This window comes from Comamonas sp. SY3, from assembly GCF_041730275.1.
In the GTDB taxonomy this organism is placed as follows: domain Bacteria; phylum Pseudomonadota; class Gammaproteobacteria; order Burkholderiales; family Burkholderiaceae_C; genus Comamonas; species Comamonas sediminis.
In genome coordinates this window covers 545,174-560,137 of record NZ_JBGTYN010000001.1, presented here as the reverse complement: position 1 = coordinate 560,137, position 14,964 = coordinate 545,174, and the positions used below count along the sequence as shown (strand labels likewise).

10 protein-coding genes are annotated in these 14,964 nt (G+C 65.3%); all 10 read right to left on the bottom strand.

What is annotated here, in order from left to right:
- Positions 1–44: 44 nt before the first annotated feature.
- Positions 45–731 carry an aldolase gene (locus tag ACCQ08_RS02475; protein ID WP_373448754.1) on the bottom strand — a complete coding sequence of 229 codons (687 nt, stop codon included), beginning with the start codon at positions 729–731 and terminating at the stop codon, positions 45–47.
- Between the two features lie 14 nt (positions 732–745).
- The gene (otnK, locus tag ACCQ08_RS02470) at positions 746–2,023 is read right to left on the bottom strand and encodes a 3-oxo-tetronate kinase (protein ID WP_373448753.1); all 1,278 of its coding nucleotides are present in this window, start codon (positions 2,021–2,023) and stop codon (positions 746–748) included.
- Positions 2,020–2,943 carry an L-threonate dehydrogenase gene (gene ltnD / locus ACCQ08_RS02465; protein WP_373448752.1) on the bottom strand — a complete coding sequence of 308 codons (924 nt, stop codon included), beginning with the start codon at positions 2,941–2,943 and terminating at the stop codon, positions 2,020–2,022. The genes otnK and ltnD overlap by 4 nt, the downstream gene beginning before the upstream one ends.
- Before the next feature lie 115 nt (positions 2,944–3,058).
- Complete coding sequence (locus ACCQ08_RS02460) at positions 3,059–4,423, bottom strand: GntP family transporter (protein ID WP_312834181.1); 1,365 nt, start codon at positions 4,421–4,423, stop codon at positions 3,059–3,061.
- 297 nt (positions 4,424–4,720) lie between these two features.
- Positions 4,721–6,799, bottom strand: a complete 2,079-nt coding sequence (locus ACCQ08_RS02455) for a catalase (protein ID WP_312410343.1) — start codon at positions 6,797–6,799, stop codon at positions 4,721–4,723.
- Positions 6,800–7,292: 493 nt separating this feature from the next.
- Positions 7,293–8,330, bottom strand: a complete 1,038-nt coding sequence (locus ACCQ08_RS02450; RefSeq protein WP_312451557.1) for a hypothetical protein — start codon at positions 8,328–8,330, stop codon at positions 7,293–7,295.
- 308 nt (positions 8,331–8,638) lie between these two features.
- Positions 8,639–9,343 carry a ligase-associated DNA damage response endonuclease PdeM gene (gene pdeM / locus ACCQ08_RS02445; protein ID WP_373448751.1) on the bottom strand — a complete coding sequence of 235 codons (705 nt, stop codon included), beginning with the start codon at positions 9,341–9,343 and terminating at the stop codon, positions 8,639–8,641.
- Positions 9,343–12,036 (bottom strand): ligase-associated DNA damage response DEXH box helicase, encoded by a 2,694-nt coding sequence (locus ACCQ08_RS02440; RefSeq protein WP_373448750.1) that lies wholly within the window; start codon positions 12,034–12,036, stop codon positions 9,343–9,345. Before ACCQ08_RS02440 ends, pdeM begins: the two co-directional genes overlap by 1 nt.
- On the bottom strand, positions 12,029–13,744 hold the full coding sequence (locus ACCQ08_RS02435) for an ATP-dependent DNA ligase (RefSeq protein WP_373448749.1): 1,716 nt from the start codon (positions 13,742–13,744) through the stop codon (positions 12,029–12,031). Before ACCQ08_RS02435 ends, ACCQ08_RS02440 begins: the two co-directional genes overlap by 8 nt.
- A complete protein-coding gene (locus ACCQ08_RS02430; protein ID WP_312451552.1) occupies positions 13,741–14,775 on the bottom strand; it encodes a ligase-associated DNA damage response exonuclease in 1,035 nt (344 codons plus the stop codon). The genes ACCQ08_RS02435 and ACCQ08_RS02430 overlap by 4 nt, the downstream gene beginning before the upstream one ends.
- Positions 14,776–14,964 lie beyond the last annotated feature (189 nt).

Here is a 14,964-nt window from a genome sequence, read left to right as displayed (position 1 = left end):
CGTTCAGACCACGGCAGGGAGTTTTGCAGAGGGTCCCTAGGGTTTTACCAGTGGGCGCCAAAGCTCTGGCGCAGTTCGTCAATCTGGGCGTCGCTCAGCGGCGCGGGTGCTTGCTGGCGGCACTGGTTCCAGAGCAGCGCCGTTTCCTCCAGCTCTTCCAGCACGGCCATCGCCGCAGCCGGGCTCTCGTGCCAGACATTGGGGCCCAGGCGCGCCAGCATCACCGCGCGGATCGGTTTGCCGGCGGCTGCGTACTGCGCAATCGCCTCGGCCACGGCCTGTGCCGCATCGGGCGAGCCGGGGAGGTGGTAGGCGATATGCGGCACGCGGCCGACCTTCATCACAAAGTAGGGCGTCAGCGCGGGCAGCAGCTCGGCAGCAGGCGCCACCCCCGGCACGGCAGTGGCCTGCAGCGAGCAGGCCACCAGCTGGCGGCTGTGCGTGTGGATCACGCAGCCGGCGGGTGTTGGCGTGTTGGCGCTGGCCTCGTAAATGCGCCGGTGCAGCACGATGGTCTTGCTGGCACGGTCACCGCTCAGCTGCTGGCCTTGCAGATCGAGCTTGGCCAGGCGCTCGGGCACCAATTGGCCCAGGCTGGCGTCGGTCGGGGTGATCAGGTAGCCATCGGCCAGGCGCACGCTGATATTGCCGGCGCTGGCATGCACATAGCCGCGCGTGTACAGCGAGGCGCCGACCTGGCAGATCTCGGCGCGGGCGCTGGGTTCGTCCATAAAGACCATCGTTGTCAGCCTTGCAAGGAGGTGAATGCCTTGGTGAAGAAATCGGTGCTGCCAAAGTTGCCCGATTTGAGCGCAATGTGCAAGCCCTCGGGCGCGGCAGGGCTGGCCGCATGGCACCAAGGCGCACCCGGATCAATCTGGCCGCCAATGCGCATCTGCGCAATGCCCAGCGCCTGCACGCAGGCGCCCGAGGTTTCGCCGCCGGCCACCAGCAGCTGGCGCACGCCCAGCGCCACCAGGCCGCGCGCAATGGCAGCCAGGGTTTGCTCGACCAAGGCCCCCGCCTGCTCCACGCCCAGCTGGGCCTGGATGCTGCGCACCGCATCGGGCTCGGCGGTGGAGTAGATGAGTACCGGCCCGTTGGCCAGATGCGGGCGGGCCCAGTCCAGCGCCTCGCGCACCACATCGTCACCGGCGGCCATGCGCAGCGGCGCCAGCGCCAGTGCCGGGCGGCCGCTGGCGATGAAGTGCGCCACCTGGGCATTGGTCGCTACCGAGCAACTGCCCGACACCACTGCCTGCAGCCCGCTGGCCGCAGGCAAGGCGGCCGCCTGGTGGCTGGCCTGCAGGCCAAAGTTGGCGGGCAGCGCAATCGCAACGCCCGAGCCAGCGGTCACCAGCGGCAGATCGGCCAGCGCCGGGCCCATGCGCAGCAGGTCGTCGTTCGATACCGAATCGACAATGGCAATGCCCACGCCGTCGGCCTTCAGCGCCGCGATGCGGCTGCGGATGGCGTCTGCGCCCTGGGCGACCACGCTGTGGTCGATCAGGCCCACCTTGCGCCGGGTCTGCGACTGCAGCACGCGCACCAGGTTGGGGTCGGTCATGGGGGTCAGCGGGTGGTTCTGCATGCCGCTTTCGTTCAGCAGCACATCGCCGGCAAACAGATAGCCTTTGAAGACGGTGCGCTTGTTGTCCGGAAAGGCCGGGGTGGCGATGCTGAAGTCGCTGCCCAGCGCATCCATCAACGCGTCCGTCACCGGGCCGATATTGCCGGCCGGCGTGCTGTCAAAGGTGGAGCAGTATTTGAAATAGACCTGCTGCGCCCCCTGGCCCTGCAGCCAGCGCAGCGCTTCCAGCGACTGGGCCACGGCTTCGCCGGCGGGGATGGTGCGCGACTTCAGCGCCACCACCACGGCATCCACCTCAGCATCCAGCGGGCCGCTGGGCACGCCAATGGTCTGCACCACGCGCATGCCTGCACGCACCAGGTTGTTGGCCAGGTCGGTGGCGCCGGTAAAGTCGTCGGCAATGCAGCCCAGTTTCAATGCGGCCCCGCTCATCGCTGGCCTCCGTCGTTGGCAGCTTGGGGCAGGGTGATGCCCGGGAAGATCTTGATCACCGCGCTGTCGTCTTCCTTGGCATAACCGGCCGTGGAGGCCTGCATGAACATCTGGTGCGCGGTGGCCGCCAGCGGCAGCGGAAACTTGCTGGCGCGTGCGGTATCCAGCACCAGGCCGAGGTCCTTCACAAAGATATCGACGGCGGACAGCGGCGTGTAATCGCCCGCCAGCACATGAGCCATGCGGTTTTCAAACATCCAGCTGTTGCCGGCGCTGTGGGTGATGACTTCATAGATCGCCGCAGCGTCCACCCCTTCGCGCAGGCCCAGGGCCATGGCCTCGGCAGCGGCGGCAATGTGCACACCGGCCAGCAGCTGGTTGATGATCTTGACCTTGCTGCCCGCGCCTGCCTTGTCGCCCAGGCGGTAGACCTTGCCCGCCATCGCATCGAGCACAGCGCCGGCTGCGGCGTAGGCCGCTGGTGTGGCGGAGGTCATCATTGTCATCTGGCCCGCTGCCGCCTTGGCCGCGCCGCCGGAGATGGGGCCATCCACATACAGCACGCCGCTCTGGGCCAGGCGCGCCTCCAGCGCGATGGACCAGTTCGGGTCCACCGTGGAGCACATCACAAAGGTGCTGCCAGCGCGCATCGCCGCAGCGGCGCCATGCTCGCCAAACAGCACGGCCTCGGTCTGCGCGGCGTTGACGACGACGGACACCACCACATCCACCTGGGCGGCCAGCTCGGCCGGGTGGGCGCAGGCTACGCCACCGGCGCTGGCAAAGTCGGCCGCTGCGCCGGGGCGCACATCACAGACATGGACCTGGTAGCCCCGGTTGCGCAGGGTTTGGGCAATGCCCAGGCCCATGGCGCCCAGGCCGATGACGCCCACCTTGGCGTGCTGTGCGTGTGTAGTCATTCGAGATGCTCCCGTGAATCAGAGGTAGAGAATGCCCGGCCTGGTGGCGGGGCACAAGAATGCAAGCGACAAATAGGCAAGCGACAAATAGGCAAGCGATCAACCAGGCTGCGGATCAGGCCACCAGCGCCCAGACCAGGCAGGTCAGCGCAAAGCCGGCGACGCCCAGCACGGTGGTCAGCACCGTCCAGCTGCGCAGCCCATCGGCCACGCTCAGGCCCAGGTAGCGGGTCACAATCCAGAAGCCCGAGTCATTGACATGCGACAGCCCCAGGCCGCCAAAGCCGATGGCCACCGTCAGCACGGCGATCTGCACCGCGCTGTAGCCGCCGCCCTGAATGCTTTCGGCCAGCAGGCCGCAGGTGGTGAGAATGGCCACCGTTGCCGAGCCCTGCGCGGCGCGCAAGGCCAAAGAGATGACGAAGCCCAGCAGGATCAGAGGCAGGCCGGTGCCCGACAGCGCCTGCGACAGCGCGGTGCCGATGCCGCTCACCGTCAGCACCTTGGCAAATACGCCGCCGGCGCCGGTCACCAGGATCACCGTGGCCGCTGCAGGCAGCGCCGATTCCATCACCTCATTGGTGCGCTTGCGCGTCCAGCCCAGCGGGCGCACCAGCAGCACAAAGGCCAGGCCAATCGCTACCATCAACGCAAACACCGGCGCGCCGGTAAAGGCCAGAAAATCACGCAGCGCATCGCCCTTGGGCAGCATGGTCGCCGCCGTCGTGCCCAGCATGATGAGCGCCAGCGGGGCCAGGATCAAGGTCAGCACGGCACCCACGCCCGGCAGCCTGGCGGCAGGGGCATCGGCGGCATCGCCGCTGCCAAAGTTGCGGAACTGGGCTTCTGCATCCGGCTGCATCGTGTAATGGCGGCGGTTCAAATAGCCGCCCACCCACTGCGCCACAAAGGCCAGCGGTATGCAGATGCCCAGCCCGATCAGCGTGATCCAGCCCACATCGGCCGACAGCACCGCTGCGCCGCCGACAATGCCCGGGTGCGGCGGCACGACCACATGGGTGGCCAGCATGATGCCGGCCACCGGCAGCCCGTACTTGATGGGGCTGACACCTGCGGCCTTGCAAAAGCCATAGATGATGGGGATCAGGATGATGAAACCCACATCAAAGAACACGGGGATCGACAGCACCAGCGCGGCCGCCGTCAGCGCTGCCGGCACCCGCTTGGGGCCCAGCAGCTGGCTGAAGCGCTGCGCCAAGGTATTGGCGCCGCCCGATACCTCGATCATCCGGCCCAGCATCGCGCCCAGAGCCACCAGGATGGCCACCGACCCCAACGTGCCGCCCATGCCGGATATCAATGTGGGAATGATCTCAGCGAGCGGGATGCCCGTGGCCAGCGCCACCAGCAGGCTCACCAGCATCAGCGCCACAAAGGCATGGACTTCGAATCGGATGATCAGCAGCAGCAGCGCAGCAATGCTGGCGCCCGCAATGCTCAGAAGGGCAAAGGTCGTCATGGCGAAGGACTTGTCTCACTCGGTTATCAAAGGGGCCAAATGGCGCAGGGCCACTGACAGCTTATATTGTTATCATACAAATTTTGCGCGATCATAGCACTGCGCACACATGGCCTTGCGCGGTACTTTCCCGAGGCAGGGCAAGGTTTTTTGGTTGCACACTGCAGGCCGGGGCGCCTGCCTGTAAAGCCCTCGCATCCCGGACATGGGCGTCAAAAAAGGCGCTGCAGTGGTCTGCAGCGCCTTGGCGTTGGCTGGGATCGCAGCGGGCGGTGACCCGTGCGATCCACCCTGGCATCAAGCCAGCGTACGCAATGTCGGCTCGCGGTCCCAGAAGCGGGTCTTCGCGCCTTCGATGAAACCGGCCACATCCTTGGGCTCGAATACGCCTTCATCCGGCTTCACCCCAGCGGCGTCCAGGATCAGGTGCGTGGCCTTGCAGGCGGCAATCGCCTTCAGGTGGCCAAACGCGTCGCGGAACCAGTCCTGCGCGGCGCTGTCCTTGGCCAGCGTCTCACCCGATGCCATCGGAATGACGGACGCCACCGCATCGAACTGCGCAGAGGGCGCGCCGGCCAGCTGTGCATCGGCAGCAATGTGCTTGCCGTCGCTCAACGTGGCGCCGCCAATCTTGGGGGCGATGATCTTGACCATGGCCTTTTCGGCAAGGATGGCCTTTTGCAGCGCAGCCACGTTCTCGGCGTTGGAGCCGTCGTCCACCAGAATCGCCACGCAGCGGCCTTCCAGGGTGGGCTTCATGCGGTCGATGATGCGCAGCGCGGGGCTGGGTGGCAGGTCTTGCACCGGCACCGCAGGCTTGGCGGGCTTGGGCAAGGCCGCCAGGCCCAGGCCCTTGGCCACGCGCTTGCCCAGGTCGTTGTCAATCACCAGCAGATGGGACACCACCGCTTCGCGCACATGGGGCGTCTGCACCTTGGACAGCTCAAACACCAGCGCGGACGCAATATGGGCCTGCTCGATGTCGCTCTGGCTGGTGTAGAACAACCGGGCCTGGCTGTAGTGGTCGGCAAAGCTTTCCGGGCGGATGCGGCTCTTGGCATCGCCTTCCGACGGCTGGGCAAACGACTTGAAACCCTGGGCCCGCGATTCGCGTGGCGAGTTCGGGTCCAGGCTCGATGGCTCGTAGGCCACGCGTCCCTTGGGCACCTGGGTCTGCATATGGCCGTCACGCTGGGTGTGGGCAAACGGGCACTTGGGCGCGTTCACGGGGATCTGCGTGAAGTTCGGTCCGCCCAGGCGCGACAGCTGCGTGTCCAGGTACGAGAACAGGCGGCCTTGCAGCAGCGGATCGTTCGAGAAATCAATGCCGGGCGGCACATTGGCCGGGCAGAAGGCGACCTGCTCGGTCTCGGCAAAGAAGTTGTCCGGCCAGCGGTCCAGCGTGAAGCTGCCGATCTTGGTCAGCGGAATCACCTCTTCGGGAATGATCTTGGTCGGATCCAGGTGGTCATAGGGCAGGGCGTCGGCTTCTTCCTGCGTGAACAGCTGCACGAACAGGTCCCAGGCAGGGGCATGGCCGGCCTCGATGGCCTCGAACAGGTCGCGGCGGTGGAAGTCGTTGTCGGCCGCCTGCAGCTTGGCTGCTTCGTCCCATACCGTCGACTGGATGCCCAGTTGCGGGCGCCAGTGGAACTTCACAAAGGTGCTCTCGCCCTTGTCGTTGATGAGGCGGAAGCTGTGCACGCCAAAGCCTTCGATCGTACGCAGGCTGCGCGGGATCGCCCGGTCGCTCATCGCCCACATGATCATGTGCATGGACTCGGGCATCAGCGATATGAAATCCCAGAAGGTGTCATGCGCAGACGCCGCTTGCGGAAAGCCACGGTCGGGCTCCATCTTGACGGCATGCACCAGGTCGGGGAACTTCATCGCATCCTGGATGAAGAACACCGGAATGTTGTTGCCCACCAGGTCCCAGTTGCCTTCTTCGGTGTAGAGCTTGATCGCGAAGCCACGCACATCGCGCGGGGTATCGACCGAGCCCGCACCGCCAGCCACCGTGGACATGCGCGCAAAGATCGGCACCTTCTTGCCGACCTCGGTCAGCACCTTGGCGGTCGTGTATTTTTTCAGCGAATGGCTCAGCTCGAAGTAGCCATGCGCGGCCGTGCCGCGAGCATGCACGATGCGCTCTGGAATGCGCTCATGGTCGAAATGGGTGATCTTCTCGCGCAGCACGAAGTCTTCGAGCAAGGTCGGTCCCCGGCCGTAGGCGCGCAATGAGTTCTGGTTGTCCGAGACAGGGATGCCCTGCTGGGTGGTCATCACCGGGTGGCCATCACCGGCCTGGTCATGGCGCTCGCCTCCGGTACTGGCTTGGTTGGCAGCGGATGCGGGCGATTTGCGAGTGGTCATCGTGGATCTCCAGATGGTTGGTTCAGGGTTGGCCTGGGGCTGGCAGGTGCTCCACAACTGGAAGAACCGGCTGTACCCATGGCCGCCGGGCGCCGCAGACCTGGCACCGCGCCGCAGGCAATGGCCTGTGGCACGGCACCGGGCGGGCGGCCGGCGAAGGAGGCAGCGAGGGTTGTGGAGCGACGCTTGGCGGTTCAAGAATGCCAGCAGCCCGTTCCCGCCCTTGTAGGCATTTGGAGGACTTGCTTGTCATGCACGGGCTGAGACGCCGAAATGCACTGCGCTGCACCGCCCTGGCAGGCGCCCAGCAAAAAGGCCGCTCGGTGAGCGGCCTGGTTCTGTGCTGGCTGCGCCGATCAGTGGAAGAACAGCGCAATCAGGATGATGATGGGGATTGGCACGCCAATCAGCCAAAGCAGGATGGATCGCATGGTGTTTCCTTTCTAGGTCTGCCCGCAGGCAAAGTGGGTGTTCAGATGAAATCGATGGTCAGTCAAGCGTCGCGCTGGCGGCCGCCGAAGGTGGCAGACAGGCTGCCGACAAATGCACCAATCAGCAGCACCACGAACATCCACATCAGCGAATAGGCGGTGGCCTTGCGGGCCTGCTCAGCCGCTTGCTTGGCCTTCACTTCAGCGTCCTGGGCGGCTTGCTTGGCCTTGTCGATCTGCTGCTTGACCTGGTCATAGGTGGCCTGGACCTTCTTCTCCGACTCTTCCTGGCTCATGTCGGTGCGCTGTGCGACCAGGCGGCCCAGGTACTGGCGGTCTTCGTTCGACAGCGAGCCAGCTTGCAAGGAATGCATGAACACGCTGCTCATCTCGCTGGCGTCATCGGCAGCGGAGCGGGCCTGTTGCACGGCGTTCTGCGCGCCATCCTTGATGTCCTGCTTTTGCTGCTCGGTCGGGCCGCCCTGGCGCAGCATGCTGTTGATCCAGTAGTTCAGATCGGAGCCGGGTTCATTGGCCTTGCCGGCGGTCACGCCTGCGGCGCCGGTCAGCGCGGCAGAGGCTGCACCGCCGATCACGCCGGTGGCACCGCTGGCAGCGCCGCCCACCACCTGGGCTGCACCGCTGACCACGGCACCGGCAGCCTTGGCCGTGCCGGAGATCGCAGCACCGGCCACCGATCCGGCCACAGCCACCATCAGCATCGTTGCCAGTGCCCAGGCCAGAAAGCCGTGGGCGGTATCGCGGAAGTACACCTCATCGGTGTGCAGGCCTTGCCACTTGGTGCGCAGGCGGCCGGCGATGTAGCCACCGACGCCAGCAGAAGCGAGCTGCGTGAATGCCAGCCAGGCGATTGCGCCCCAGCCAATCGTCTCGCCATCGGCGCCCCGGCCGGACCAGACCGAGACCGATGACAGCCCCAGGCCGACGCCCAGCATGAACAGCAGCAGCGACAGCACGGCTGCCGCCAATGCGCCTGCGAAAATGGCTGCCCAGGAGACCGCACTTTCACTATTCCCCGCGATCACGCGCGGTACTGCGCCGGTGACGACGCGCTCTTCCTCTACATATGTGGTGACCATGGCTATTCCTTGTTAGATGACGCCTTTATTCTGCTTTTGCACCTTGAAAAGTTTGTAGTCCAAACGCGAACGCGCCCGTGCGCGCTTCACTGTTAGCGCCATCAGCCGATCTGCGCAAAGCCGCGCCAGGGCTGGAGCGCGGTCCGAAGCGGCAGGCGGAAATGGCAAGCGGAATCGCAAGCGGAAATGGCAGGCGATCAGGCAGGCAATCAGGCAGGCGATAAGGCAGACCGAGTCAGATGTCCAGCCTGCTGCCGCAGGGCCGGGCCGCCATGTGGCCGCCGCTGCGGCATGCTGTGGTCAGGGGCTCAATAGACCGAGACAGGCGCACTGCCGTCGCTTGCAAACACCCAGGCGTGCAGCGGCTGTACGGGGACCGGTCCCGAGCCGGTGAATTCGGAAAATGCCGGCAGGTTCAGGTACGGTGCGGAGTACGCCAGGCAGGGCAGGCGTTTGCGCATCTGGGGCACACGCAATGTCGGGTGGATATGGCCGTGGATGTTGAGCGAGAAATGGTGCACACCGGTCCCCAGTGGCTCATGGCTGAGCAGCACCTGGTGGCGCGCCAGGTGGGTGTGCACATCATCGAGCAGCAGCGCCTCCGTCTGCAGGTAGCGGTCGTGGTTGCCCCGGGTCAGCACAAAGCGGGTCTTGAGGTTGGCGCGCCGCAGCATCTGCCACAGCTGAAAGGTGTCTTCGCCGATAAAGCGGCCATGCACAAAGTCCCCCAGAATCACCAGCTCCTGCGGCTGCCACTTCTGCAGAATCTGGTGCAGGCGCAGCAGGTCCTGGCGCTGCACCTCCAGCGGCACGGCAACGCCCCGGCGGCGGAAGATATCACTCTTGCCCAGGTGCAGGTCGGCGAGGATCAGCATGCTTTCCTGCGGCCAGAACAGCGCGCGCTCGGCCAGCACCAGAAACTCCATGCCGGCCATGCTGGCCGCGACATGGTCCTGCGGAGACGGAGACAGTTGAATGGGGGAGAAAAACTCTGCCGATTGCGTTTCTGCCATCAAGATCGATCCTGTAGTTGTGGGGTGCGACGCGCTGCAGTACGCGTCCCCTGCGGTGGGGTGCCCTTGGCGCGGGGGCGTGGGGGGGCAGCGCCACGGCTGGGGGCGCCGCTGCGGGATGGGTGGGTGCGAGGCGCGCCCGTGCGTGGTCCAGGCTCGCCTGCGGCTTGGCGCTCCTGCTGGGCGGCCATGCGGCGCACCTTGTCCTGCCAAGTCTCATTGCTGAGCTGGCCGCGAAAGCTCTCGGCCCACAGCCCGAACGAGAAGGGCGTGTGCCTGGCCGGAAAGCGCAAGGCCATCTGCCGCCCCGCAATGCTGGCCAGCAGCTTTTGCATGGTGGGCAGGTGCAGCTCCTGGTCCAGCGCCTCCTGCCGGGCCTGGCGCAGCAGCAAATGCTCGGGGTCGTACTTGCTCAGCACGTCAAACAACAGGCTGGCGGAGACCTGCAATTGCCGGTCACTGGCGCGGCTCTTCTTGCCCGGCACCTTGGATTGCACCAGGCCTGCAATCTGCGCAATCTCCTTGAAGCGCTTGCGTGCCAGCTCGCTGAAGTTGACCGCCGAGCGCAGATCGGTGTCGAGCCCGTCGAGCTTGAAGATTTCTGCCCAGTCCACCGCATTCGCATCGATGGGCAAGGTCGGCTGGATCATCAGCCCGATCTCATTGCAGGCCCAGGCAAAGGTATTGGCCTGCAAATGCGCCAGGCGCGTCGCAATCAACACCGCAAGCCCCTCATGCGCGACCCGGCCGGCAAAGGGGTAGACAAACAGCGGTGCGGCCTTTGCGGCCTGGGCGGCTTGGGTGTTGCCGACCTGCTCAATCAGCAGCTGGTCGGCCCCCGGCACCAGCGAGCGCTGGCTTTGCAGCTGCAGCAGCGGCTGCAGCCATTGCAGCTCACGGGCATGGGGTGCGTCATCGGCTGCGGGGCTGGCAGCGGCCGTGCTCAGCAGCTGCTGCATGCGCTCACCCAATGATGACGACATCGGCATCAACGAGCCCGCCCAGGCAGGGGTCAGCAGGCCCACCTCGGCGCTGCGGCGCACCCAAGCGGTCTGGTTTTCCAGCCGCACCAGCACCAGACTGCGGCCAGCAAAGTTGAAGACATCGCCAGGGCTGAGCCGTGCAATAAAGGCTTCTTCGACCGAGCCCAGCCGCGCGCCGCGCAGGTACTGCACATTGACGGCGCCGTGCGCGGTGATCGTGCCGATCGACATGCGGTGCATGCGCACCACGCCGGTGTTGGCAGGCTGGCACAGGCCATCGGCACAGTGCAGGCGTTCATACTGCGGGTACTGCACCAGCGAATCGCTGCCATGCTCCAAAAACGCCAGCACCGCCTGCCACTGCGCATCGCTCAGATCACGAAAAGCCGCTGTGCGCCGCACCTCGGCCAACAGCTCCGGCGGCCTGAACCCGCCCGCCAGCGCCGCGCTCATCGCATGCTGGCTCAGCACATCAAAGCACAGGCGCAGTGGCTCGCGCCGCTCATACACCTGGGCCTCGGCCAGCTCGCGCACGGCGGCAAACTCGGCCAGGTCCATCGCCTGGGTGGCAACCGCTTCCACATGCACAGCAGCGCCGGGCCGGTGCTTGGCGCGGCCGGCGCGCTGCACCATGCGGGCGACAGAGCGTGCGCCGCCAATCTGGATCACGCGCTCCACCGCCGGAAAATCCACGCCCAAATCCAGACTGCTGGTTGCCACCACGCAGCGCAGGGTGCCTGCGCGCAGGCGCTGCTCCACCGACTGCCGCACCCCCTGGTCCAGCGAGCCATGGTGGATCGCCAGGGTTTCGGCATCCTCCGGCCAGATGCTGGCCAGCGCTGTATGCCACAGCTCGGCCTGCGCGCGGGTGTTGGTAAACACAATCGTGCTGGGCGCGCTGAACACCAGCTTGGCCACCTCGCCCAGATTGGCCAGGCCCAAATGCCCCGCCCAGGGCATGCGCGTGCCCAGCGGCGGCGTGATGCTGTGCAGATGAAAGGGCTTGGGCCGCATGTCCTGGATCAGCGCCGGCGCCTGCACCTGCCAGGCGCTCAGCAGCACATCGCTGGCCTCCTGCAGATTGCCAATCGTCGCCGACAGGCCCCAGACCTGCGCCTGCGGTGCCAGCGCCTGGATGCGCGCCAGGTTCAGCTGCAGCAGCACCCCGCGCTTGCTGGGCAAAAGCTCATGCCATTCATCCACCACAATGCAGCGCAGCTGGCTGAACTGCTCGCGGCTGCGCTCATGGCTCAGCAGCAGCGCCAAGGATTCGGGCGTTATCACCACCAGCTGCGCCTTGCCGGTGTCGGTGAGGCGTTTGTCGCGCGAAGTGGCATCTCCCGTGCGCATGGCCACTTGCCAATGGGGCAGCACCGCCGCTACCGGGCCGGTGATGCGCTCGCGGGTGTCGCTGGCCAATGCGCGCAAAGGCGTTACCCAAAGCATGCGTGGGCCATGGCTGGCGCGGCCTTCAGGCGTTTCAGCCTCGGCCATCGCCTGCATCAACGGCCCACCCAGCGCCGCCAAAGTCTTGCCTCGCCCCGTGGGGGCCGATATCAAACCGCTGTGCCCGTCTGCATACGCGCGCCAGGCCTGCTGCTGGAAGACCGCTGCGCCGATGTCCTGCGCCTTCAGCCAGTCGCGCCAGCGCTTGGCCGCACGCTGCATTGCGCGGTCACTAGGGGCTGTGCTGTTGTCCAGCTCAGCCATCGGCCAACTCCAGCAAGGCGCTCAGTTGGTCGGCGTCCTGTGCGGTCTTGTCCTCGCGCCAGCGCAAGATGCGCGGAAAGCGCACCGCCACGCCGGATTTGTGGCGGGTCGAGCGGTTCACGCCTTCAAACGCAATCTCAAACACGAGGCTGGGCGTGACTGAGCGCACCGGCCCAAAGCGCTCCACCGTGTGGCTGCGGATCCATTTGTCCAGCCGCAATATCTCCACATCGGTGAGGCCCGAGTAGGCCTTGGCGACGGGCACCAGCGCATCGCCGCTCCACACCGCAAAGGTGTAATCGGTGTGCAAGGTGCTGCGCCGGCCACTGCCGCTTTGCGCATAAATCAGCACCGCATCGATGCTGAACGGGTCCACCTTCCACTTCCACCAATCGCCCCGGCGCCGGCCTTCCTTGTAGGGTGAGGCGAGCGCCTTGAGCATCAGCCCTTCGGCGTTGTGCTCGGCAGCGGTAGTGCGCAGTGGGGGTAGCGCATCCCAGCTGTCAAACGGCAGTTGCGGTGATATGCCCAGCGCCGGCAAATCCGCATGCCGGATGACCTGCTCCAGCTTGGCACGGCGCTGCGCCAGCGGCTGGGCGCGCAGGTCTTCGCCATCACACTCCAGCAGGTCATAAAACAGAATGCGCGCTGGCACGGTCTGCATCAGCTTGGCAGAAGGCCTGCGCTTTTGAATGCGGCTTTGGAGCGCGACAAAGCCCAGCGGCTTGTTCTGTTCGTAATCCCAGGCCAGCAGTTCGCCATCGAGCACCATGTCGCGCGGCAGCAGTGCGGCGGCCGTCTCCAGCTCGGGAAAGCGGCCATCCAGCCGTTCCTCACCGCGCGACCACAAATAAGGCGCATGGCCGTGGCGCCGCACCAGCTGCACCCGTATGCCATCCCATTTCCATTCGGCCAGCCAGTCCTTGGGGTCGCCCAGCGCATCTGGCTCTTGCGGCAGAGGCGAGGCGAGGTAGAACGGGTACGGCTTGTCCAGCAGCTGCGCGCTGGTTTCCGGGTCCATCAAGGCCTCATAGGCCTGGGCGCTGGGCAACCATTCGCCCACCATGCGGTGCGCCATATCGGCGGCAGATATGCCCACCAGCGGCGCCAAGCTGTTTTGCAGGCTGCGTTTGTTGACACCGGCGCGCAGCGATCCGGTCAGCAGTTTGTTGAAGACCAGGCGCGAAGGCGTATCCAGCTGCTGCCAGGCCTGCTGTATCGCACGCTTGCGTTGCTCGGCATCGGCAGCGACCAGCGGCAGCAAAAACTGCTCGGTCCATTCGTCGAGCCGGCTGTCGTTATCCGGTGTTTTAAAGGTGGCGCCCAGCAGGCTTGCATGCCAGGGCGCATCGGGATCTGGAGCAACGGCAGTGCCGGGCGCAGCAGCCAGCTCAGGTTGATTGATACCCTGCTTTTGCCAGGCCGCTACCAAGAGCGACAAGGTCTCCGCCAAATCGCCCACCTGGCGATAGCTCTCTTCTACCAGCCACAGCGGCAGGGCGGTCAGCTCGCTCACCCAACTGCGCAGCTCGGTCGTGGTGGCCAGCCGGTTCTTGCCGGTATTCACCTTACCGCCGCTCAGCACATAGACGGCCCAGGTTGCCTCGGCCGCAGTGGCGCCAGCAAAGTACTGCTGCAGGGCCAATTCGCGGTCGCGGGTGCCGGAGGCCTCGTCCAGCAGCTGGTACAGCGCCACAAAGCGGTTCATTCGGCCGCCTCCTCTTCATCGCCGTAGGCGGTGCGCAGGCGCTCCGCCTGTATGCCCAGGCTCTGCAGGTAGGGGATCAGCGCATCGGTATTGCCATGGGTGGCCAGCACCCGCTGGGCGCCGCTTTCGGTAATCGTGTCGACCAGTTCCTGCCAATCGGCATGGTCTGATATGACAAAGCCGCGCTGCATATTGCGCCGCCGCCGGTTGCCGCGCAGCAGCATCCAGCCCGAGGCAAAGCCTTGCTCCACCTGTTTAAAGCGCTTGAGCCAGGCGGAGTCTTGTGCAGAAGGCGGTGCCAGCACCATGCGGCCGGCAAAGTCGGTATCGGTGGGCACATCGGCCACCATCTCGGTGGCGGCCAGCGCAATGCCTGCCTGCCGATAAATATCGGTGCCGCGCGCCATCGCGCCATGCAGCAACACAGGCGCATCCAGCTTGCCAGCCAAGCCCGCCAGCACCCGCTGCGCCTTGCCCAGGCTGTAGGCATACAGCACAGCCGCCTTGCCCTGCGCCTTGCAATGCGCCACCCAGCGCTCAATGCGCTCCACCTCATGCGCCATCGTGGGCCAGGCATAAACCGGGTAGGCAAAGGTCGCCTCGCAAATCAAGGTGTCGCAGCGCAGCAGCTCAAAGGCTTCACAGGTCGGGTCCGGCTCGCGCTTGAAGTCGCCCGTGAACACCCACACCGCATCGCCATGCTGCACCCGCACCTGGGCCGATCCGAGGATATGCCCCGCCGGGTGCAGCGACACCTGCACCTCGCCCATCGTGATCGTCTGCCCAAACGGCAGCGCATGGATGTTCTGCTCCCCCAGCCGCCAGCGCAATATTGGCTCGCTGGTCGTGCTGCAGTAGTACTCGCCCATCCCCACGTGGGCATGGTCCGAGTGGCCGTGGGTGACAAAAGTGCGGTGTACCGGCTTCCAGGCATCAATAAAAAAATCCCCAGCCGCGCAGTACAGACCTTTGTCGGTCAGCGTGATGACGTCAGCGGGTGGGGCGTTGGCAGATGCAGAAGCAGCGAGCATGGGCAAATTCTGCGGCTGCGGGGGAGGGGGTGGGCGTCAGAGTTTGCCTTGTTGGGGTGCGGGAAAGTGGTTAACAGCTTCTTAAGATTTTTAAGAACGGAAAATGATTTTATTCTCAACTGAATATGATTAGAAAGATGTTTGTCTCGTTAATGAGTGGCAATTTGCCATATCTGTCTTGTCTAAAAT

Bases quoted from the DNA above. Each gene is read 5' to 3' on its own strand.
- ACCQ08_RS02475 (WP_373448754.1), bottom strand. From the start codon at position 731: ATGGACGAACCCAGCGCCCGCGCCGAGATCTGCCAGGTCGGCGCCTCG.
- otnK (WP_373448753.1), bottom strand. From the start codon at position 2,023: ATGAGCGGGGCCGCATTGAAACTGGGCTGCATTGCCGACGACTTTACC.
- ltnD (WP_373448752.1), bottom strand. From the start codon at position 2,943: ATGACTACACACGCACAGCACGCCAAGGTGGGCGTCATCGGCCTGGGC.
- ACCQ08_RS02460 (WP_312834181.1), bottom strand. From the start codon at position 4,423: ATGACGACCTTTGCCCTTCTGAGCATTGCGGGCGCCAGCATTGCTGCG.
- ACCQ08_RS02455 (WP_312410343.1), bottom strand. From the start codon at position 6,799: ATGACCACTCGCAAATCGCCCGCATCCGCTGCCAACCAAGCCAGTACC.
- ACCQ08_RS02450 (WP_312451557.1), bottom strand. From the start codon at position 8,330: ATGGTCACCACATATGTAGAGGAAGAGCGCGTCGTCACCGGCGCAGTA.
- pdeM (WP_373448751.1), bottom strand. From the start codon at position 9,343: ATGGCAGAAACGCAATCGGCAGAGTTTTTCTCCCCCATTCAACTGTCT.
- ACCQ08_RS02440 (WP_373448750.1), bottom strand. From the start codon at position 12,036: ATGGCTGAGCTGGACAACAGCACAGCCCCTAGTGACCGCGCAATGCAG.
- ACCQ08_RS02435 (WP_373448749.1), bottom strand. From the start codon at position 13,744: ATGAACCGCTTTGTGGCGCTGTACCAGCTGCTGGACGAGGCCTCCGGC.
- ACCQ08_RS02430 (WP_312451552.1), bottom strand. From the start codon at position 14,775: ATGCTCGCTGCTTCTGCATCTGCCAACGCCCCACCCGCTGACGTCATC.